General features: G+C 56.8%; 18 protein-coding genes and 1 pseudogene. 11 read left to right on the top strand and 8 right to left on the bottom strand.

Translation table 11 applies throughout. The features are described from left to right. Positions 1 to 24: 24 nt before the first annotated feature. Positions 25 to 594: a glycine cleavage system transcriptional repressor gene (locus tag K5I40_RS03910; RefSeq protein ID WP_039029686.1), complete on the top strand. Its 570-nt coding sequence runs from the start codon at positions 25 to 27 to the stop codon at positions 592 to 594. Further along, entirely contained in the window at positions 594 to 1,064 is a 471-nt protein-coding gene (gene bcp, locus K5I40_RS03915; RefSeq protein ID WP_039029687.1) for a thioredoxin-dependent thiol peroxidase, read from the top strand. The genes K5I40_RS03910 and bcp overlap by 1 nt, the downstream gene beginning before the upstream one ends. A gap of 135 nt (positions 1,065 to 1,199) precedes the next feature. On the opposite strand, the gene K5I40_RS03920 is transcribed toward bcp, so the two are convergent. Next, positions 1,200 to 2,261: an AI-2E family transporter gene (locus K5I40_RS03920; protein ID WP_138369778.1), complete on the bottom strand. Its 1,062-nt coding sequence runs from the start codon at positions 2,259 to 2,261 to the stop codon at positions 1,200 to 1,202. Positions 2,262 to 2,483: 222 nt separating this feature from the next. Between K5I40_RS03920 and bepA the strand changes: the two genes are divergently transcribed. Together bepA and arsC are read left to right on the top strand one after the other, a co-directional pair. Next, positions 2,484 to 3,947, top strand: coding sequence for a beta-barrel assembly-enhancing protease (gene bepA, locus K5I40_RS03925; protein WP_223073665.1), 1,464 nt, complete (start codon positions 2,484 to 2,486; stop codon positions 3,945 to 3,947). Positions 3,948 to 3,958: 11 nt separating this feature from the next. Then, complete coding sequence (gene arsC / locus K5I40_RS03930) at positions 3,959 to 4,318, top strand: arsenate reductase (glutaredoxin) (RefSeq protein ID WP_039029690.1); 360 nt, start codon at positions 3,959 to 3,961, stop codon at positions 4,316 to 4,318. Between the two features lie 33 nt (positions 4,319 to 4,351). Here the strand turns inward: arsC and K5I40_RS03935 are convergent, their stop codons facing one another. The 4 genes from K5I40_RS03935 to K5I40_RS03950 form a co-directional block, all read right to left on the bottom strand. Beyond that, positions 4,352 to 5,053 (bottom strand): DnaA inactivator Hda, encoded by a 702-nt coding sequence (locus K5I40_RS03935; RefSeq protein ID WP_071886429.1) that lies wholly within the window; start codon positions 5,051 to 5,053, stop codon positions 4,352 to 4,354. 95 nt (positions 5,054 to 5,148) lie between these two features. Further along, positions 5,149 to 6,438: a uracil permease gene (gene uraA, locus K5I40_RS03940; protein ID WP_039029691.1), complete on the bottom strand. Its 1,290-nt coding sequence runs from the start codon at positions 6,436 to 6,438 to the stop codon at positions 5,149 to 5,151. 93 nt (positions 6,439 to 6,531) lie between these two features. Next, entirely contained in the window at positions 6,532 to 7,158 is a 627-nt protein-coding gene (upp, locus tag K5I40_RS03945) for a uracil phosphoribosyltransferase (RefSeq protein WP_032613066.1), read from the bottom strand. A gap of 227 nt (positions 7,159 to 7,385) precedes the next feature. Further along, positions 7,386 to 8,816 (bottom strand): 6-phospho-beta-glucosidase, encoded by a 1,431-nt coding sequence (locus K5I40_RS03950; RefSeq protein ID WP_223073664.1) that lies wholly within the window; start codon positions 8,814 to 8,816, stop codon positions 7,386 to 7,388. A 278-nt stretch (positions 8,817 to 9,094) separates the two neighbouring features. On the opposite strand from K5I40_RS03950, the gene purM reads away from it, so the two are divergent. The 4 genes and pseudogenes from purM (at position 9,095) to ppx (ending at position 14,556) form a co-directional block, all read left to right on the top strand. Then, on the top strand, positions 9,095 to 10,132 hold the full coding sequence (purM, locus tag K5I40_RS03955) for a phosphoribosylformylglycinamidine cyclo-ligase (protein ID WP_039029693.1): 1,038 nt from the start codon (positions 9,095 to 9,097) through the stop codon (positions 10,130 to 10,132). Then, positions 10,129 to 10,770, top strand: coding sequence for a phosphoribosylglycinamide formyltransferase (gene purN / locus K5I40_RS03960; RefSeq protein WP_039029694.1), 642 nt, complete (start codon positions 10,129 to 10,131; stop codon positions 10,768 to 10,770). The genes purM and purN overlap by 4 nt, the downstream gene beginning before the upstream one ends. Before the next feature lie 181 nt (positions 10,771 to 10,951). Then, positions 10,952 to 13,011, top strand: a pseudogene (gene ppk1, locus K5I40_RS03965) (polyphosphate kinase 1). A gap of 3 nt (positions 13,012 to 13,014) precedes the next feature. Then, positions 13,015 to 14,556 carry an exopolyphosphatase gene (gene ppx, locus K5I40_RS03970; protein WP_039029696.1) on the top strand — a complete coding sequence of 514 codons (1,542 nt, stop codon included), beginning with the start codon at positions 13,015 to 13,017 and terminating at the stop codon, positions 14,554 to 14,556. An 8-nt stretch (positions 14,557 to 14,564) separates the two neighbouring features. Here the strand turns inward: ppx and K5I40_RS03975 are convergent, their stop codons facing one another. Beyond that, the gene (locus K5I40_RS03975) at positions 14,565 to 16,805 is read right to left on the bottom strand and encodes an EAL domain-containing protein (protein ID WP_223073985.1); all 2,241 of its coding nucleotides are present in this window, start codon (positions 16,803 to 16,805) and stop codon (positions 14,565 to 14,567) included. 348 nt (positions 16,806 to 17,153) lie between these two features. On the opposite strand from K5I40_RS03975, the gene K5I40_RS03980 reads away from it, so the two are divergent. After that, the gene (locus tag K5I40_RS03980) at positions 17,154 to 17,360 is read left to right on the top strand and encodes a YfgG family protein (protein WP_039029698.1); all 207 of its coding nucleotides are present in this window, start codon (positions 17,154 to 17,156) and stop codon (positions 17,358 to 17,360) included. 27 nt (positions 17,361 to 17,387) lie between these two features. Here the strand turns inward: K5I40_RS03980 and K5I40_RS03985 are convergent, their stop codons facing one another. Beyond that, on the bottom strand, positions 17,388 to 18,272 hold the full coding sequence (locus K5I40_RS03985) for a LysR family transcriptional regulator (RefSeq protein ID WP_138369773.1): 885 nt from the start codon (positions 18,270 to 18,272) through the stop codon (positions 17,388 to 17,390). A 98-nt stretch (positions 18,273 to 18,370) separates the two neighbouring features. Here K5I40_RS03985 and K5I40_RS03990 point away from each other — a divergent pair, with 98 nt between their 5' ends. Continuing rightward, positions 18,371 to 19,552 (top strand): MFS transporter, encoded by a 1,182-nt coding sequence (locus tag K5I40_RS03990; RefSeq protein WP_223073663.1) that lies wholly within the window; start codon positions 18,371 to 18,373, stop codon positions 19,550 to 19,552. Here the strand turns inward: K5I40_RS03990 and K5I40_RS03995 are convergent. Further along, entirely contained in the window at positions 19,549 to 20,274 is a 726-nt protein-coding gene (locus tag K5I40_RS03995) for an SDR family NAD(P)-dependent oxidoreductase (RefSeq protein ID WP_139563349.1), read from the bottom strand. The two genes, K5I40_RS03990 and K5I40_RS03995, sit on opposite strands and share 4 nt — an antisense overlap. 220 nt (positions 20,275 to 20,494) lie before the next feature. Between K5I40_RS03995 and K5I40_RS04000 the strand changes: the two genes are divergently transcribed. Next, on the top strand, positions 20,495 to 20,956 hold the full coding sequence (locus K5I40_RS04000; protein WP_223073662.1) for a DUF6130 family protein: 462 nt from the start codon (positions 20,495 to 20,497) through the stop codon (positions 20,954 to 20,956). Positions 20,957 to 20,968: the final 12 nt, after the last annotated feature.

Below are 20,968 nucleotides of genomic sequence, written 5' to 3' on the forward strand. Positions count from 1 at the left end.
AAACCACGCAAAGGAAGAACAGGTTTGACAACCTCATCACAACATTACCTGGTTATCACTGCGCTGGGTGCCGACAGGCCGGGGATTGTGAACACCATCACCCGCCACGTCAGTAGCTGCGGCTGCAATATCGAAGACAGCCGCCTGGCGATGCTGGGTGAAGAGTTTACCTTCATCATGCTGCTTTCCGGGTCGTGGAATGCGATCACCTTAATTGAATCGACCCTGCCGTTAAAAGGCGCAGAGTTGGATCTGCTGATCGTGATGAAGCGCACCACCGCGCGCCCGCAGCCGGCCCTGCCCGCCACCGTATGGGTGCAGGTGGAAGTGACGGACTCCCCGCATTTAATCGAACGCTTTACCGCCCTGTTTGACAGCCACCAGATGAATATCGCTGAGCTGGTTTCGCGTACTCAGCCGGGTGAAGTCGGCACCGTGCCTAAACTGTTTATTCAGATCACCGCGCACAGCCCGGCGTCGCGCGATGCGTCAAATATCGAGCAAGCGTTCAAAGCCCTCTGTACAGAACTGAATGCGCAAGGCAGTATTAACGTCGTCAATTATTCCCAGCATGAACAGGATGGAGTTGAGTAATGAATCCACTGAAAGCCGGTGACATCGCACCGAAATTTAGCTTGCCCGATCAAGACGGTGAGCAAGTAAATTTAACCGACTTCCAGGGACAGCGTGTACTGGTCTATTTCTACCCGAAAGCCATGACCCCAGGCTGTACCGTACAAGCCTGCGGCTTACGCGATAACATGGACGAGTTGAAAACTGCTGGCGTTGAAGTGCTGGGTATCAGCACCGACAAGCCGGAAAAACTGTCTCGCTTCGCCGAAAAAGAGCTGCTGAACTTCACGCTGCTGTCCGACGAAGATCACCAGGTCTGCAACGCGTTTGGCGTCTGGGGTGAGAAAACCTTTATGGGTAAAACCTATGACGGTATTCACCGCATCAGCTTCCTGATCGACGCTGACGGCAAGGTCGAACACGTGTTTGATGATTTCAAAACCAGCAATCACCATGATGTGGTGCTGGAATGGGTTAAAGCGAACGCCTGAAGGTAAATGCAAAACGGCAACCTGAGTTGCCGTTTTTAGTGTTTGCTCCCTCTCCACGTGGGAGAGGGTCGGGGTGAGGGCGTCAGCCCGCACAAAACCTTAGGCCGGGTAAGCGTAGCGCCACCCGGCAAAAAACTACTCCTCTACCGCCGGCACATCCGGCCATGCGTGAACCACCGCTTTAATCAGCGTTGCCAGCGGGATCGCAAAGAACACGCCCCAGAATCCCCATAATCCGCCAAAAATGACCACCGACAGGATAATGACCAGCGGGTGCAGGTTCACCGCTTCCGAGAACAGCACCGGCACCAGCAGATTTCCGTCCAGCCCCTGAATGATCAGATAAACAACGAAACAGCTCCAGAACTCCGTACCCAACCCAAACTGGAACAGCGCCACGCCCACCACCGGAATGGTGACCACAAAGGCTCCGATATAGGGGATCAGCACCGAGAAGCCGACCAGTACCGCCAGCAGCAGGGAGTAGTTCAGGCCGAAGATCAGGAAACCAATCCAGGTGGCGACCCCAACGACAATCATCTCCAGCACCTTGCCGCGGATGTAATTGGTGATCTGCTGGTTCATCTCCTTCCACACCTGCCCTGCCAGGCCACGGTTACGCGGCAGAACGCGACGCACCGCGTTAAGCATCTGCTCTTTATCTTTAACCAGGAAGAAGACCATCAGCGGCACCAGCACCAGATAGACCGCCAGCGTCAGCAGGCCCACCAGCGACGCGAGGGAGAATTTCACCACCGTATCCCCCATCGTCATGATGCGGGTACGCATGTTTTCAGCCATCGCATCAATAATGCCCGCGTCCATCAGGGCCGGATAGCGGCGCGGCAGGGTGGCGGAAAAGTCAGACAGTTTGCTCAGCATCCCCGGCATGTCGCGGATCAGGTTTATCCCCTGCTGCCAGGCGATAGGCAGAACCACAAAGGACATCACCATTAATATGCCGACAAAAAAGACCAGCACGATGATGCTGGCCCAGCGGCGGGAGCAGCCAATATTTTCCAGCCGGACGGTAGGCCACTCCAGCAGATAGGCGAGCACAATCGCCACCAGCAGCGGTGCCAGCAGCCCGCTAAAGAAGAAGAGGATGCCAAATCCGGCAACCAGAATAACCAGTAAAGCAATGGCTTCGGGATCGCTAAAGCGTCGGCGGTACCACTGCATTAATAACTCGAGCATACAACCCTTCCCTGAAGATGTTGGCTGGACGTAAAGGGTGAATTGTATCGAAGAGTTAATGAAAAGACTTTCGCTTTTTCGTGCTCTGTCACAAAACGCAAAAGCCTGAAAAGAGGGATTTTCTTATCGCCCTGACGCGAATACACTGGCAGAGCAGCCGCAGATGAACGATATGCGGGTTCTTCGGTCAAATTAGCACACCCACCAGACAGGACAGAGGTTATGTTCAGGCAGTTGAAAAAAACGTTGGTTGCGACGCTCATCGCTGCGCTGACCGCTGGCCAGATGATGCCAGCCTTCGCTGACTCTGCAGACTCATTGCCGGATATGGGCACCTCGGCAGGAAGCACGCTCTCCATTGGTCAGGAGATGCAAATGGGCGACTTCTATGTGCGCCAGCTGCGCGGCAGCGCGCCGCTGATTAACGATCCGCTGCTGGTGCAGTACATCAATTCGCTGGGGATGCGTCTTGTCTCCCATGCGAATTCGGTCAAGACGCCTTTCCACTTCTATTTAATCAATAACGACGAGATCAACGCCTTCGCCTTCTTCGGCGGCAACGTGGTGCTGCACTCGGCGTTATTCCGCTATGCCGATAACGAAAGCCAGCTGGCCTCGGTCATGGCGCACGAAATCTCCCACGTCACCCAGCGCCACCTGGCGCGAGCGATGGAAGATCAGAAGCGCAGCGCCCCGCTCACCTGGGTGGGCGCGCTGGGCTCTATCCTGCTGGCGATGGCCAGCCCGCAGGCGGGTATGGCGGCGCTGACCGGTACTCTGGCGGGAACCCGTCAGGGGATGATCAGCTTTACCCAGCAAAACGAACAGGAAGCCGACCGCATCGGTATTCAGGTGCTGCAGCGCTCCGGGTTTGACCCGCAGGCGATGCCGGGCTTCCTCGAAAAATTACTCGATCAGGCGCGCTACTCTTCACGCCCGCCGGAAATTTTGCTCACCCACCCGCTGCCGGAAAGCCGTCTTTCGGATGCGCGCAACCGCGCCAACCAGATGCGTCCGGTGGTGGTGCAGTCTTCGCAAGATTTCTACATGGCGAAGGTCAGAACCCTCGGCATGTATAACTCCGGGCGTAACCAGCTGACCAACGATCTGCTGGATGCCCTGAACAAAGGCAACGTCCGTGAGCAGCGGGCGGCCCAGTATGGGCGTGCGCTACAGGCGATGGAAGCCAGCAACTACGACGAAGCCCGCAAGAACCTGCAGCCGCTGCTGACCGCTGAGTCAGGGAACGCCTGGTATCTCGATCTCGCGACCGATATCGATTTAGGGCAGAAAAAAGCCCAGGATGCGATTAACCGCCTGAAAGGTGCCCGCGATCTGCGCAACAACCCGGTACTGCAGCTCAACCTGGCGAACGCTTACTTACAGGGTGGACAGCCGCAGGACGCCGCCACGCTCCTCAACCGCTACACCTTCAGTAATAAGGATGACCCTAACGGTTGGGATCTGTTGGCCCAGGCAGAAGCCGCGCTTGGCCATCGCGATCAGGAGCTGGCTGCCCGGGCCGAAGGTTTTGCCCTTGCCGGACGCCTGGATCAGGCCATCTCCCTGCTGAGCAGCGCCAGCTCGCAGGTAAAACTCGGCAGTCTGCAACAGGCCCGTTACGATGCCCGCATCGATCAGCTGCGCCAGCTGCAGGAGCGCTATCGCCCGTATGAAAAGATGTAAAAGGAGAAAAGATGTCTGACGCGGTTACGATCTACCATAACCCTCGCTGCTCAAAGAGCCGTGAAACCCTGAACCTGCTCAAGGATAACGGCGTTGAGCCGCAGGTGGTGCTCTATCTGGAGACGCCGCCGGATGCCGACACCTTGCGCACGTTGCTTGGCCAACTGGGGATGTCCAGCGCCCGGGAGTTAATGCGCCAGAAAGAGGAGCTTTACAAAGAGCTGGGCCTGGCGGACAGCGCGCTCAGCGAAGCGCAACTGATCCAGGCGATGGTGGAAAATCCGAAGCTGATTGAGCGCCCGATTGTGGTGGCGAACGGTCAGGCACGGATTGGTCGTCCGCCTGAACAGGTACTTGAGATTGTGAAGTAAGCATGAAGTGGCCCGGTAGCCTGTGCGCCGGGCCTACAGATTGAGGATGTCTTTTACAAAAGGAATGGTTAATTTCCGCTGGGCGGTGATGGAGGCTTTATCCAGCTGATCGAGGGTCATAAACAGCGTACGCATCTCGCGATCCAGACGTTTTAACAGAAAACGCCCCACGTCTTCCGGCAGTTCAAACCCACGTAACCGCGCCCGCAGCTGCAAAGCCTGCAGCTTATCTTCATCGGAGAGCGGCTGTAATTTGTAGATTTGTCCCCAGTCGAGTCGTGAAGCCAGATCGGCCAGCCCGAGATTCAGCTGACGCGGAGGACGATCGCCGGTGATCAGCAGCCGGGTTTTCCCGGACTCCAGAATGCGGTTATAGAGATCAAAAATCGCCATTTCCCACAGTTCATCCCCCGCCACGCATTCGATATTGTCGATGCAGACCAGCGACAGCTGCTCCATCCCATCAAGGACTTCCGGCACAAACCAGGTGCGTTTATCCAGCGGCACATAGCCGACCGCATCCCCGCGCTGGGAAAGCTCGGCACAGGCAGCGTGCAGCAGATGGCTGCGTCCCGCGCCTTCGCGCGACCAGATATAGATGTAACCGCTGTGCTCCTGGCGCAGCACGTTTTGCAGTGCAGCCAGTAAAGAGGGGTTATCGCCCGGCCAGAAACTCGCGAAAGTTTCGTCGTCGGGAAGATAAAGTGGCAAAGAGAGCTGTGCCGGTGCGTTCAGAAATACCTCAACCAGGTCTTACTCGGAATCGGCCCAGAGTTTAACACGGAACAAGCGGGGAGAGAACCGGGCGGATCGGCCGCCCGGTTAGACGATCAATGAGAGACTTTTTCGCTCTCTTCCGCGTCCAGGACCACTTCTTCCGGGCGCAGAACGGAGATCAGTTTGAAGATCAGGGCCAGGCCTACACCGACGATGGTCGCCAGCGCCATGCCCTTCAGCTCGGCTGCGCCAATGTGAACCTTCGCGCCGCTCACGCCGATGATCAGGATAACGGAGGTCAGGATCAGGTTCTGCGCTTTGCTGTAGTCCACTTTGGACTCAATCAGCACGCGGATACCGGAAGCACCAATTACCCCGTACAGCAGCAGAGAAACACCGCCCATCACCGGCACCGGGATGATCTGGATGGCTGCAGCCAGTTTACCCACGCAGGAGAGCAGGATGGCGATGATCGCCGCGCCGCCGATAACCCAGGTGCTGTACACGCGGGTAATAGCCATCACGCCGATGTTTTCACCGTAGGTGGTGTTTGGCGTAGAGCCAAAGAAGCCGGAGATGATGGTCGAGAAACCGTTGGCAAACATCGAGCGGTGCAGGCCCGGGTCGCGGATCAGGTCGCGCTTGACGATGTTCGCCGTCACCACCAGGTGACCAACGTGCTCGGCAATGACCACCAGCGCCGCAGGCAGAATGGTGAAGATGGCAAACCACTCAAAGCGCGGGGTGTAGAAGGTAGGCAGCGCGAACCAGTGGGCCTGGGCAATTGGCGTGGTATCCACAACGCCCATGGCGAAGGAGAGCGCATAGCCCGCCAGCACGCCAATCAGGATCGGGATAATCGCCATAAAGCCGCGGAACAGCACGGAGCCAAAGACCGTCACGCCCAGCGTCACCAGCGAGATGATAATGGTTTTGGTGTCCGGCGCCTGGCCGTCGGCAGGCAGCAGCCCCGCCATGTTTGCCGCAACGCCCGCCAGCTCAAGGCCGATGACGGCAACGATTGCGCCCATCGCCGCAGGCGGGAACATCACGTCCAGCCAGCCGGTACCCGCTTTCTTCACAATGAAAGCCACCAGGCAGAACAGCACGCCGCACATGATGAAACCGCCCAGCGCCACTTCATAACCTAACGGCAGCAGCAGCAGGACCGGAGAAATAAATGCAAAGCTGGAACCCAGATAGGCAGGGATTTTGCCTTTACAGATAATGAGATACAGCAGCGTCCCGATGCCATTAAACAGCAGCACGGTGGCCGGGTTAATGTGGAACAGAATAGGCACCAGCACGGTTGCGCCAAACATCGCAAACAGGTGCTGCAAACTAAGCGGGATAGTCTGTAAAAGTGGCGGTCTTTCACTCACCCCGATAGCACGGCGCGTCATAGATTCTTCCTCAAGTGTTGTTTGTTTTAAGCGGTTGGGTTTTTTATTCAAAAAAAGCCGACTATCAAAGTCGGCTTCTTTTTCGTTATTCACTTATTTAGTACCAAAAATCTTATCGCCAGCATCGCCGAGGCCCGGGATGATGTACCCGTGCTCGTTCAGCCCCTGATCGACAGACGCGGTGTACAGCTCAACGTCCGGATGCGCTTTTTCCAGCGCGGCAATACCTTCCGGCGCGGCAACCAGCACCAGCACCTTGATGCTGCTGCAGCCGGCGTTTTTCAGCAGGTCGATAGTGGCGATCATGGAACCACCGGTCGCCAGCATTGGGTCAACGACCAGCGCCATACGCTCGTCGATGTTGGACACCAGCTTCTGGAAATACGGAACCGGCTCCAGCGTCTCTTCGTTACGGTAGATACCCACCACGCTGATACGCGCGCTTGGCACGTGCTCCAGCACGCCTTCCATCATGCCCAGACCCGCACGCAGGATTGGCACAACGGTAATTTTTTTGCCTTTGATCTGCTCAACCTGTACCGGGCCGTTCCAGCCTTCAATGGTCACCGTTTCGGTTTCCAGATCGGAGGTTGCTTCATAGGTCAGTAAGCTGCCAACTTCAGAGGCCAGTTCACGAAAGCGCTTAGTGCTGATGTCATGCTCACGCATCAGGCCCAGCTTGTGTTTAACGAGTGGGTGTTTCACTTCCACAATCTTCATTCTCTTTCTCCTTCGGGTGGCAGCCACAAAAAAAATCGCCGGATTATACCGCTTTTTGCGGACAGCGCCATACCCATCTTGCTTGACGTACATCAAGCAAAGTGATTTAGAGACAAAAAAAGCCGGAGACAGGGCTCCGGCTTGGGTGCGGGATCTGCCCGGTGGCGCTACGCTTAAGCGGGCCTACGTGTAGTGTAGGCCGGGTAAGCGTTAGCGCCACCCGGCAACTAAAGGTTCTCTCCGTTGCTGGCGATCACCTTCTGATACCAGGCGAACGACTTTTTCTTGCTGCGATTCAGCGTGCCGTTGCCTTCGTTGTCTTTATCCACGTAGATAAAGCCATAGCGTTTTTTCATCTCGCCCGTTCCGGCAGAGACCAGATCGATGCAGCCCCACGGGGTGTAGCCCATCAGATCCACGCCATCCTCCTCCACCGCTTTTTTCATCTCGCGGATATGGGCGCTGAGATAGTCGATGCGGTACTGGTCGTTCACCGTGCCGTCGCTCTCCAGCACGTCGATGGCGCCAAAACCGTTCTCGACAATAAACAGCGGCAGCTGGTAGTGATCCCAGAACCAGTTCAGGGAGTAGCGCAGCCCCACCGGGTCAATCTGCCAGCCCCAGTCCGACTTCTGCACGTATGGGTTGGAGACCAGGCTTTTGCTTTCGTCATAATCCAGCTGCGGGTTGTCGTCCGTCGCTTTGGTGGCAAACGACATGTAATAGCTGAAGCCAATGTAGTCCACACAGCCCTGCTTCAGCGCCGCTTTATCCTCTTCGGTGATATCCAGCTCAAAGCCGCGACGGGCGAAGTAGTTGAGCAGATGCTGCGGATAGGCTCCGCGCACGTGCACGTCGGTGAACCAGTAGCGGCGGTGCATGGCATTCATCGCCATCATCATATCGTTCGGGGCGCAGGTCAGCGGATAGATTGGGCACATGGCGATCATACAGCCGATACGCAGGGACGGGTTGATGTCGCGTCCGGCGTTCACCGCCAGGGCGCTCGCCACTAGCTCATAGTGCGCCGCCTGGAACATCACCGGCTCGCGATCTTCACCCGGCTGATAGTGCAGGCCGGAGTTAGTAAAGGGTGCGAAATCCTCGTGGAAGTTGGCCTGGTTGTTGATCTCGTTAAAGGTCATCCAGTACTTCACTTTGTGCTGATAGCGCTCGAACACGACGCTGGCAAAGCGCACAAAAAAGTCGATCAGCTTGCGGTTACGCCAGCCGCCGTACTCTTTCACCAGGTGATAAGGCATTTCGAAGTGCGAGAGGGTGATCACCGGTTCGATGCCGTGCTTCAGACACTCATCAAACAGATCGTCGTAAAACTTCAGCCCCGCCTCGTTAGGTTGCAGCTCGTCGCCTTTGGGGAAAATACGCGTCCAGGCAATGGAGGTGCGGAAGCATTTAAAGCCCATCTCCGCGAACAGCTGGATATCTTCTTTGTACCGGTGATAGAAATCGATGGCTTCGTGGTTGGGGTAGTTTTTGCCCGGCAGCACGCCGTCGGTGATTTCGCGGGGGACGCCGTGTGCGCCAGCGGTCATCACGTCTGCAACGCTCGCGCCCTTCCCGCCCTCCTGCCAGCCGCCTTCAAGTTGATGCGCCGCCACCGCGCCGCCCCACAGAAAACCCTCTTTGAATCCTGACATGCGATATCCCTCATTCAGCGTTAATTATCGGCAAAAAGAGTACAGAAACCGGTTTCAGTGAAATGATGTGCATTCCCTGGCAGGGTTGCAAGAATAAGAATGTACCCGGTTTCATTTTCGTGAACGAGTTCATGTTTGCGTGCTAAGGCGTGATTTTTACTGGATTTTCACGGGCGCTATTTTCTGTTGCAGAATGGGCTCGCAAACGTTTGCCTGGACTGTTAGAATTGCGCCGATTTTTCTTACTATCGCAATGCAATCGCGTGGGGACTTGAGCCGTGACCAACAAAACTTCTCTCAGCTACAAAGATGCCGGTGTTGATATTGACGCAGGTAATGCGCTGGTTGACCGTATCAAAGGTGTGGTGAAAAAGACCCGCCGCCCGGAAGTGATGGGAGGTCTGGGAGGATTCGGCGCACTGTGCGCGCTGCCGCAAAAATACCGTGAACCGGTTCTGGTCTCAGGCACCGACGGCGTGGGCACCAAGCTGCGTCTGGCGATGGATCTGAAACGCCACGACACCATCGGCGTTGACCTGGTCGCGATGTGCGTCAATGACCTGGTTGTTCAGGGCGCTGAGCCGCTGTTCTTCCTCGACTACTACGCGACCGGCAAGCTGGACGTGGATACCGCAGCCAGCGTAATCAGCGGCATCGCCGAAGGCTGTCTGCAGTCTGGCTGTGCGCTGGTGGGCGGTGAAACTGCCGAAATGCCGGGCATGTACCACGGCGAAGATTACGACGTTGCTGGCTTCTGCGTGGGCGTTGTCGAAAAATCAGAGATCGTTGACGGCAGCAAAGTGACCGACGGCGACGTGCTGATCGCCCTGGCGTCCAGCGGACCACACTCTAACGGCTACTCCCTGGTGCGCAAAATTGTCGAAGTGAGCGGCTGCGACCCCCTCACCACCGAGCTGGAAGGGAAACCGCTGGCCGATCACCTGCTCGAACCTACCCGTATCTACGTGAAATCGGTTCTGGAGCTGATTGAGAACGTGGACGTTCACGCTATCGCCCACCTGACCGGCGGCGGCTTCTGGGAAAACATCCCGCGCGTACTGCCGGACAACACCCAGGCAGTGATCGACGAGTCTTCATGGCAGTGGCCTGCGGTATTTAACTGGCTGCAGGATGCCGGTAACGTCAGCAATCACGAGATGTATCGCACCTTCAACTGCGGCGTGGGGATGGTTATTGCCCTGCCGGCAAGCGAAGTGGACAAAGCCCTGGCGCTGCTGCAGGCGAAAGGTGAAAACGCGTGGAAAATCGGTATCATCAAAGCGTCTGATTCCGAAGAGCGTGTGGTCATTGAATGAAAAATATAGTGGTGCTCATTTCCGGTAACGGAAGTAATTTGCAGGCTATCATCGATGCCTGCAAACAGCAGAAGATCAACGGCACCCTCCGCGCAGTATTCAGTAACAAGGCCGATGCGTACGGCCTTGAGCGTGCCCGCGATGCGGGCATTGCCGCGCATGCGCTCAGCGCCTCCCAGTTTGCCAGCCGCGAGGCCTTTGACCGCGAGCTGGTGCAGGAGATAGACGCCTACGCCCCGGACGTGGTGGTACTTGCCGGCTATATGCGCATCCTCAGCCCGGCGTTTGTTGCGCACTATGCCGGGCGACTACTGAACATCCACCCTTCCCTGCTGCCAAAATATCCTGGCCTGAACACCCATCGTCAGGTGCTGGATAACGGCGATGAAGAGCACGGTACCTCGGTCCATTTCGTCACTGACGAGCTGGATGGCGGCCCGGTTATTCTGCAGGCGAAAGTGCCGGTATTTGCAGGCGACAGCGAAGAGGATGTCACCGCCCGGGTGCAGGCCCAGGAGCACGCCATCTACCCGCTGGTGGTCAGCTGGTTTGTTGACGGTCGTCTGGAAATGCGCGACGGCGCCGCCTGGCTGGACGGCGCGCCGTTACCCCCGCAAGGACATGCGGCAGAAGAATAGTATATTTGTCGGGTGGCGCTTCGCTTACCCGACCTACTTAACTAACTCTCTATTTTGCCTCAAAAAATAATTTAACTGTCATACTTTTCTGACACAGTTGGACATATTGTGGAAATGCTCGCCATAATAAAGGCGAGACGGATTTACCACGTCCTGTGATTGAACTGGAGTGTGAGTAGTAATGGGTCAGGAAAAGTTATACATCGAGAAAGAGCTAAGCTGGTTAGCATTCAACGAGCGCGTGCTTCAGGAAGCGGCGGATAAAACTAACCCGCTGATTGAGCGCATGCGTTTTCTGGGGATTTACTCCAATAACCTGGACGAGTTCTATAAAGTTCGCTTTGCTGAACTGAAGCGCCGAATCATCATTAGCGAAGAGCAGGGTTTAAACTCGAACTCGCGTCATCTGCTGGGCAAGATCCAGTCCCGCGTACTGAAAGCCGATCAAGAGTTTGATAGCCTCTATAACGAATTGCTGCTGGAGATGGCGCGCAATCAAATCTTCCTGATCAACGAGCGTCAGCTCTCGGTCAACCAGCAGAGCTGGCTGCGTCACTATTTCAAACATTATCTGCGCCAGCACATCACCCCGATCCTGATTAACCGCGAAACCGATCTGGTGCAGTTCCTGAAGGATGACTACACCTATCTGGCGGTAGAGATTATCCGCGGCGACAGCATCCGCTATGCGCTGCTGGAGATCCCGTCAGATAAAGTCCCGCGCTTTGTCAATCTGCCGCCGGAAACGCCGCGTCGCCGCAAGCCGATGATCCTGCTGGATAACATTCTGCGCTACTGCCTGGACGACATCTTTAAAGGCTTCTTCGACTACGATGCGCTGAACGCCTACTCCATGAAGATGACCCGCGACGCGGAGTACGATCTGGTGCACGAGATGGAGGCCAGCCTGATGGAGCTGATGTCCTCCAGCCTCAAGCAGCGTCTGACGGCCGAGCCGGTGCGCTTTGTCTATCAGCGCGATATGCCCGATGCTATGGTCGAGATGCTTCGCGAGAAGCTGACTATCTCCCGCTACGACTCCATCGTGCCGGGCGGTCGCTACCATAACTTCAAAGACTTTATCGGCTTCCCGAACGTTGGCAAAGCCAACCTGGTGAACAAGCCGCTGCCGCGCCTGCGCCACATCTGGTTTGATAAGTTCCGCAACGGCTTCGACGCCATTCGCGAGCGCGACGTCCTGCTCTACTATCCGTACCACACCTTTGAGCACGTGCTGGAACTGATGCGTCAGGCGTCGTTCGACCCCAACGTGCTGGCGATTAAAATCAACATCTACCGAGTGGCGAAAGATTCCCGCATCATCGATGCGATGATCCACGCTGCCCACAACGGCAAGAAAGTGACCGTGGTCGTTGAACTGCAGGCGCGTTTCGACGAAGAGGCCAACATCCACTGGGCCCGTCGTCTCACCGAAGCGGGCGTGCACGTGATCTTCTCCGCCCCTGGCCTGAAGATCCACGCCAAGCTGTTCCTCATCTCCCGTAAAGAGGGCGATGACGTGGTGCGTTATGCCCACATCGGCACCGGTAACTTCAACGAAAAAACCGCACGCATTTATACCGACTACTCGCTGCTGACCGCCGATGCGCGGATCACCAACGAGGTGCGTCGGGTGTTTAACTTTATTGAAAACCCGTATCGCCCGGTCAGCTTCGACTATCTGCTGGTCTCCCCGCAGAACTCCCGTCGCCTGCTGTATGACATGATCGACCGTGAGATCGCCAATGCGCAGAAGGGCCTGCCTTCTGGCATCACGCTGAAGCTCAATAACCTGGTCGATAAAGGGCTGGTGGATCGCCTGTATGCTGCGTCCAGCTCAGGGGTGATGGTTAACCTGCTGATCCGCGGTATGTGCTCCCTGATCCCCGATCTCGAAGGGATTAGTGAAAATATTCGCGTCATCAGTATCGTCGACCGCTATCTCGAGCACGATCGCATCTATATTTTTGAGAACGGTGGCGATAAACGCGTCTACCTCTCCTCAGCCGACTGGATGACGCGTAATATCGATTACCGTATTGAAGTGGCGGCACCGCTGCTTGATCCACGGCTGAAGCAACAAATTCTTGATATCATTGACTTATTGTTAAGTGATACTGTAAAAGCACGCTATATCGATAAAGAACTGAGTAACCGCTATGTGCCGCGCGCAACCGCCGTAAGGTGCGCGCACAGCTGGCGATTTACGACTATATCAAATCACTCGAGCAACCCGATTAACCTATGCCGATAAACGACAAGACCCCACGACCGCAGGAGTTTGCTGCGGTCGACCTAGGTTCTAACAGCTTCCACATGGTCATCGCCCGTGAGGTGGATGGCGCAATGCAGATCATCGGTCGTCTGAAGCAGCGCGTCCACCTGGCTGACGGCCTGGGTGCGGACAATATGCTCAGCGAAGAGGCGATGGAGCGCGGGCTGAACTGCCTGTCATTGTTCGCCGAACGTTTGCAGGGCTTCACCGCATCAAGCGTCTGCATTGTCGGAACCCATACCCTGCGCCAGGCGTCGAACGCCACGGAATTTTTAAAACGCGCTGAAAAGGTGATCCCCTACCCTATTGAGATCATTTCGGGTAACGAAGAAGCCCGTCTGATTTTTATGGGCGTGGAACATACGCAACCTGAAAAGGGCCGCAAGCTGGTGATTGACATCGGCGGCGGCTCGACGGAGCTGGTGATTGGCGAGAACTTTGAACCGCACCTGGTTGAAAGCCGCCGGATGGGCTGCGTCAGCTTTGCCCAGCTCTATTTCCCGGGCGGTGTTATCAGCCGGGAGAACTTCCAGCGCGCGCGTATGGCGGCGGTACAGAAACTGGAGTCCCTCGCCTGGCAGTATCGTCTGCAGGGCTGGAACGTGGCGCTTGGCGCCTCGGGTACCATCAAAGCGGCGCACGAAGTGCTGGTAGAGATGGGCGAAAAAGATGGCTTTATCACGCCAGAGCGTCTGACCATGCTGATGGAAGAGGTGATCAAGCATAAGAGCTTTGATGCCCTGAGCCTGCCGGGTCTGTCCGAAGAGCGCAAAGCGGTCTTTGTGCCGGGTCTGGCAATCCTGTGCGGCGTGTTCGATGCGCTGGCAATCCGTGAGCTGCGTCTGTCCGACGGAGCGCTGCGTGAAGGCGTGCTGTATGAGATGGAGGGCCGCTTCCGTCACCAGGATATCCGCAGCCGTACCGCCCAGAGCCTGGCCAATCAGTACAATATTGACCGCGAACAGGCCCGACGCGTGCTGGAAACCACGATCCATATGTACGATCAGTGGGAAGCCCAGAATCCGAAACTGGCGCATCCGCAGCTGGCAGCTCTGCTTAAGTGGGCGGCAATGCTGCATGAAGTGGGGCTGAACATCAACCACAGCGGGATGCATCGCCATTCGGCCTATATCCTGCAAAACAGCGACCTGCCCGGCTTCAACCAGGAGCAGCAGACCATGATGGCCTCGCTGGTACGCTATCATCGTAAAGCCGTTAAGCTGGACGAGTTGCCGCGCTTTACGCTGTTCAAGAAAAAACAGTTCCAGCCGCTGATCCAGCTGTTACGTCTGGGCGTGCTGCTGAACAACCAGCGCCAGGCGACCACCACGCCGCCAACGCTGACGCTCACCACGGACGATAACCACTGGACGCTGAGCTTCCCGCACGACTGGTTTAGCCAGAACGCGCTGGTTCTGCTGGATCTGGAAAAAGAGCAGCAGTACTGGAGCGCCGTCACCGGCTGGTGCCTGAAAATTGAAGAAGAGCGCTCGCCGAACGTCGCTGCGTAACCCTCCCCTCAGGCGCTCTGACTGAGCGCCTCTGTCATCAACACATTTTCCAGCGGCACGGGTTTCCCAATCAAATAGCCCTGAAAATAGTCAATGCCCATCGCCTCGGCGGCATCGCGGATCTCTTCGCTTTCAACATACTCCGCCACCACCAGCATCTTTTTCATCCGCGCCAGATGGCAGATGGAGGCAACAATCTGATAGTCCAGGCTGTTGCTGACGATGTTACGGATAAAGCTGCCGTCGATCTTGAGGATATCGGCATCGACATTTTTCAGGCGCGCATAGCTGGCGTAGCCGGTACCAAAATCATCAATGGCAATCCGGCATCCCATCTGCTGTAAGTGATTCACGGTCTGCATCGCCAGCCCGGCATTGCCAAAACTGCTGCTCTCGGTGATCTCGAAGATCAGCTGCCAGCTCTCAACAGAATATTTTTGCAACATCCGGCTGACCTCAAGCGGCAGCTGGGCCCGGCAGACGGACGTTGGCGAAAGATTGATAGCGAACCGCTGTGCCGGCAGCGCTTCCCGGTTATCCGCCATAAACTGAAGCGTCTTCTCCAGCACCAGCAAATCGATGCGCGACGAGAGGCCAAACTCCTGAGCAACCGGCAGAAACACATCGGGCGAAATCAGTCCGTCGTCGCCATTTTGCAGACGAAGCAGGATCTCGTGATAGTTATCGCCGCGAATGCCCTGTACCGGCTGCGCCAGCAGGGTAAATTCGTCTTTTTCCAGCGCCCGCTGCAGGCGGTTCATCATCTCGACTTTGTCTTTCAGGCCGCGCTGAAGATTAATGGCGCCGCGCTGCTGCAGGTTTTCCGGGTGATTGGTCGCCAGAGAGAGATCCGCAATGGTGCTCAGCTCGCCCAGCAGCAGATAGAGATGCACCACCGGGGAACGCACATAGCAGTAGCTGACCCCCACCGGTGGCTGGAGCGGCATTCCGTCCCAGATAAAGCGGAAACGCTTGATGTGCAGATCCAGTTCGTCAATGCGGGACTGATGCATTTCGGTATTCAACCGCAACACCAGATCGTGACCCGACAGCTGATACACGCACTCATCTGATTCCAGGTATTCATTCAGCCACGCGGCCAGCTTCTGTTTGTACTGGATACGCAGCAATACGCCGTAGTTACGCCCCAGAACCTCCAGTTCCGGAATGCGCAGGAAGCAGAGCACCGACCAGGGCTTCTTTCCAAGGGCACGGTTGAGCGCACGCAGGTTGGGCATGTGCACTACCGGGTCGAGGAACGCCAGACGCCGGGCGCGAATATTCACTTCCCGCTGACGCGTCGCCAGCATCGCCATATAAACTACCACGAAGGTAAAGACCAGATAGCTGGATGACGTAATGGTGAGCTGGATGTCGTAACCCTGCGACCAGGGAATATAGCGGTAGAAATAGTGAATGGAGAGGATCAGCACCGGGGTCCAGATCAGAGACATCAGCTTGTAACCGAAGCGCATCGAGCCCCACAGCATCACCGGCATCAGCAACGACAGCGTGTAGTTGGTACTAAAGATGGTGCTGTTTTCATTGATAGGCCACAGCAGCAAGGAGAGCAGCGAGCTGGTTGCTACTATCCAGATAATAACTTCCGTCACCGTCACCTTGCTGTCAATCTGGTGCGCAATCTGGGAGATCAGGCTGCGCAGATAGCGGGGGTGGCGGAGGGTGCGGATAACCAGGTAGCAGAACGGCACCCCGGTCAGACAGCCAACCAGCAATCCCTGATAGTTAATCAGCGAGCGGATGCCGATGGTGTTGATACCCACCAGATCGAACCTTGTCTGATAGACGCCAAGGTAGACAGCAAACTGAAACAGCAGCAGGAAAATGGTGGCCGGGCAGAACATTTGCCAGAACAGACGCTGCGCCATCAGCCGTCCGTCGCCGTATGAGACCCGGTTCCGACGCGGCGCAAAGACCTTATATCCGCCCCAGCTGAGCGTTATCGGGATCAGGTAATGCGCCATGGTAACGGCGGTTTCGTAGCCGCCGATCGAGGGGTAGTAGCGCAGGAAGAGCGAAAGCATAATGCCAGGCACGGCCGCCATGCCATAAAACAGCATCAGCGAGAGCAGAAACGCCAGGGGCATGTAATAGAGCACCACAACGTGACCCTCCACCTGGGTGTAGGTTGTGGCATGACGTACAATAGGCAGCAGGAGCACCGGCAGGAGCAACGGCAGTCCCCACCAGTGGTCTTTGTATTTTTTGTATAACGCGAAAATAGTCATAGATGCCATAGTAAACCCGCTCATCCAGGGGGGTAGTTCAGACAGGCATCCAACCTGACAATGTTGCCGTGCAGACGAAATATCGATTACACGAAAGGAATAAAGATTTTAGTTAGCAACGGCGAGTGACATTTGACTTAAATCAAACATATTAATATCGATAAATAATATTCACGCTTTTTAACCCTACTTTTGTGCTAATTATCAATGGCGTAAATAAACTTATTATTATACATAACAATAAATGGGTGAGTTGTTGACGGAATTTTACATTAGGATTAATTGACCCCTGCCCGCCCGTATGCCTTAATGGCGTACCGCCCGCATGGTATTTTCAGGAAAACTACAGTGAGTCAGGCCACACGTATGCGAAGACGACATCGGTTTAACACTCGGATGACGCGTATCATACTGCTTATCAGCCTCTTCTTTTTCGTCGGCCGCTTCGTTTATTCTTCTATTGGTGCGTGGTATCACCATCAGGAGAAAAAGCAGGCCCAGCAATCCAGCCTCTCCGTCGATTACGCCGAGCGTTCCCCGTCGACAATTAATTAATCGTTTGGATTTTGTTGGTTAATTTAATTATTCCGCAGGCTGTAATAATCGAATAATTTCGCTAATTCCTTTGCTCAGAATTTTATCCTGACGCATTACGATGGCCAGCTGGCGCTGTAATACCGGCGTAAGCGACCGCACGCATAACCCCTGCCTGTCTTCCACGCAATCGACCGCCATTCGGGGAATGATGCTGTATCCCAGCCCGACACGAACCATACGCTTGATCGCTTCGATACTGCCGGATTGCATAATCGGCTGCGCTTCCACGCCGCTTGCCTGAAACCAGGCGTCGATCACCAGGCGCGTACTGCTTCCCGCACTGAACGCGATAAAGGGCCGATCCTGCAGATGCTCTGCGGTCAGCGTGTCAAATTGCGCCTGCTGTTCCCCGGCGGCGATAAACACAAACTCCTCATCCATCACCGGGGCGATCGCCAGCGCCGAACCGGCTGCCGGGAGCGTCACCAGCCCCAGATCGAGACGGTTCTCCTCGATAGCGCGAACGATCTCAAGGGTGTTGCCGGTAGTGACGCCGACCCGCAGCAGCGGATGCGACTGACGCAGTTCCTGCAGGAGCGGTGGCAACAGGTGAATGCAGGCCGTCGCGCCCATTCCAAGGGTGATGGTTCCGCTCACTTCCTGGCTGAACGCGGCCACGGAACGTATCGCCTCATCCACCGCCCGCCCGATGCGCTCGCCGTGGGTTAATAACGCCAGCCCGGCCGCCGTGGCTTTAACACCCCGCCCGGTACGCTCAATCAGTCGCGCCTGCAGAAACTGCTCCAGCTGGCGGATCTGCAAGCTCACGGCCGGCTGCGAAAGCCCGAGCACATCCGCAGCGGCAGAAAAACTGCCCCGCTGCACCACCAGGCGAAAGGTCGCCAGCTGTCCCAGATTCAGCGTCGTCATTACAAAGTTTCTCTTATAGGAGCCATAAACGCCCGGGCCTGCCTGCGCCCTGATGCAGTGGATATGCTCAGGATAACTCCCTGATGGAATGAAAGATAATGAAAAACCCTGCCATACCTCGCGCCATCCCGCTTACCACCGGCTGTAACCAGCTTATCAACTGGGGGATCTCCTTTTATATGCCGGGCACCTTTGCCCGGGCGATCGCCGCTGATACTGGCTGGTCTTCTGTGCAAATTTACTCGGGCCTGACGCTCGCCATGCTGGTGATGGCCGCTCTCTCGCCCTTTGTTGCCTGCCTTCTGGCGCGAGCCGGGGGCCAGCGCGTGGTGATGACAGGCTCTCTGCTGATCGCCGTTAGCAGTTTGCTGATGGCGGCGTCGCACTCCCTCGTCGCCTGGTACAGCGCCTGGATATTGACCGGCATCGGCATGCGCCTGGCGCTATACGACGCGCTGTTTGCGGCGCTGGTCAATCTCTACGGCCAGCAGGCGCGGCGGACTATCTCCCGCGTCACGCTGGCAGGCGGGCTGGCCTCGGTGGTGTTCTGGCCGCTGGGCGAGGCGCTGCTGACACGCATGAGCTGGCGTGACGCGCTGCTCGTTTATGCCCTGTTCGGCTTGCTGAGCGCTGCGTTAACCCTGTCGTTACCCAATCAAACGCGCCCTGTCGTCAATAAACCTGTCGCAACGGGCGGGGGAGAGGATCGGCGCAACGGCTGGCTGTACGCCGCGTTTATCGCACTGATCACCTTTGTCTCTAACGGCACCTCCACGCATCTGCCGGAATTTATCGCCAGCGTCGGCCTGCCGATTGCCGTCGGCATGCTTTGGGGCATCGGGCAGACCGGCGCACGCTTTCTGGAGGTGATCGCCGGAGCGGGGCTCACTCCGCTGCGCCTCACGCTGCTCACCGCACTTGCGATGCCGGTCTGCTTTTTGCTGGGTCTGAGCAGCCTGCTATGGCTCTGGTCGGCCGCCGGTTTTGTATTGGGCTACGGGGCGATTAACGGTCTGGTAACCATCGTAAAAGCGACCCTGCCCTTGCAGCTGTTTGCGCCTGAAGAGTACGCCAGACGCACCGGGGTGCTGCTGATCCCCGCCCAGCTGATGGCGGCGGCCTCCCCGCTGGCTTATGCCTGGCTGAACCGGGCGCTGGGCGTGATGGGCGCAATGTGGATTTCGTGGGGGTTAACGCTGGCGATCGCCGGGCTGGCTGTGGCCATTGTGAAGAGCCAGGCAGTGCGTGATGGTGAGGGCATCCCTGCCCTCAGCGACTAAAGGACAAATCCGCCGTCAATGGTCAGACTTGAACCGGTCATGTAACCGGAAGACTCACCGGCAAGCCAGGCTGCCAGCGAGGCGATCTCTTCCGGCTTACCGATACGTTGCAGGGGGACGAGCGGAGTAATCTGGTCCACCATGCTGGCTGTCATATCGGTGGCAACCGGCCCCGGCTGGATGTTGTTTATGGTGATGCGCCGTGGTGCCAGATCCAGAGCGAGGTTTTGCACCATCGATGCCACCGCCGCTTTACTCATGGCGTAAACGCTGCTGCCCGCATGGCCCGTGCGCACCGCGGTATTGCTGCCGATGGTGATAACTCTTCCCCCTTCAGCCATCGTTTTTACCGCCGCCTGAATAGCGAGAAAGACGCCGCGCACGTTGACGGCCAGGGTAGTATCCAGATCCGCCAGCGCATACTCCTCAATCGTCCCTGGGCGAAGCACACCCGCGTTCACCACGGCAACATCCAGCCTGCCGTAGCGGTGCAGCGTCTTATCGACTGCCGCCTGGATTGCCGCCGCATCAGCGCTGTCGGCTTCTATAGCTATCGCCTGCCCGCCCTGGCGTTCAATGGTTGAGACCACGTCCTGCGCCCTGTCGGGACGAGATACCCATGTGATGGCTACCCGGTAGCCGTCGTGCGCCAGACGTGCCGCAATGGCCGCCCCGATACCGCGCGCCCCGCCGAAAACCAACGCTACTTTTTCGTGATTCATGATGGTCATTCTCCTGTTTGCTTAAGCACCCACCCGGGTGCCTCTGCAGACACCATGCCAGCGAAAATGCCCCCGCGCTTGCGCGGAATGTATCGCACTGTATCCACACCCTCCTGCTTACGCAGCCATACAAAAAAGCCGCCCACAGCAAACAGACCCGATACATAAAAATGGTTTTCTGTATCTGTCGCCATTGATGACCTGAAGAGGAGATACCCGAATGATGCGTCGACATTTACTGCTCGCTCTGTTCGCACTGACATCAGCCTGCACCTGGGCCGCGCCGTTAAGCGGCCTCAGCGCGGCTGATGTTAACGGCCCCGCCGCCGTTGCTCCGCCCGAACAGCCCCAGCCTCCGGCGAAGCTGATTGTGGATCCGCCCCTGGCAGGCCCGCTGAGTAAAGGCGCGGTCTTTATTCAGTACCGCACAGAGAACATGCGTATTGAACCGGTGTTCGGGCCCGAGGCGCTAAAAGTAACGCCGCGCATCGGCCATATCCACGTCATCGTGGATGACAACCCCTGGCACTGGGCGGACGCCAGCGGCGAGCCGGTCATTCTGGTAGGCCTGCCTGCAGGCTATCACAAGGTAACCATTATTCTTGCCGATCCAACCCATAAGCCTGTCGATCGCAAAACCGTCGAATTTACCGTGCCGCCGCATGCTGCGGCGATGCACTGAACGCAACCACTC

Source organism: Leclercia sp. LTM14 (genome assembly GCF_023736175.1).
GTDB lineage: Bacteria > Pseudomonadota > Gammaproteobacteria > Enterobacterales > Enterobacteriaceae > Enterobacter > Enterobacter barmai.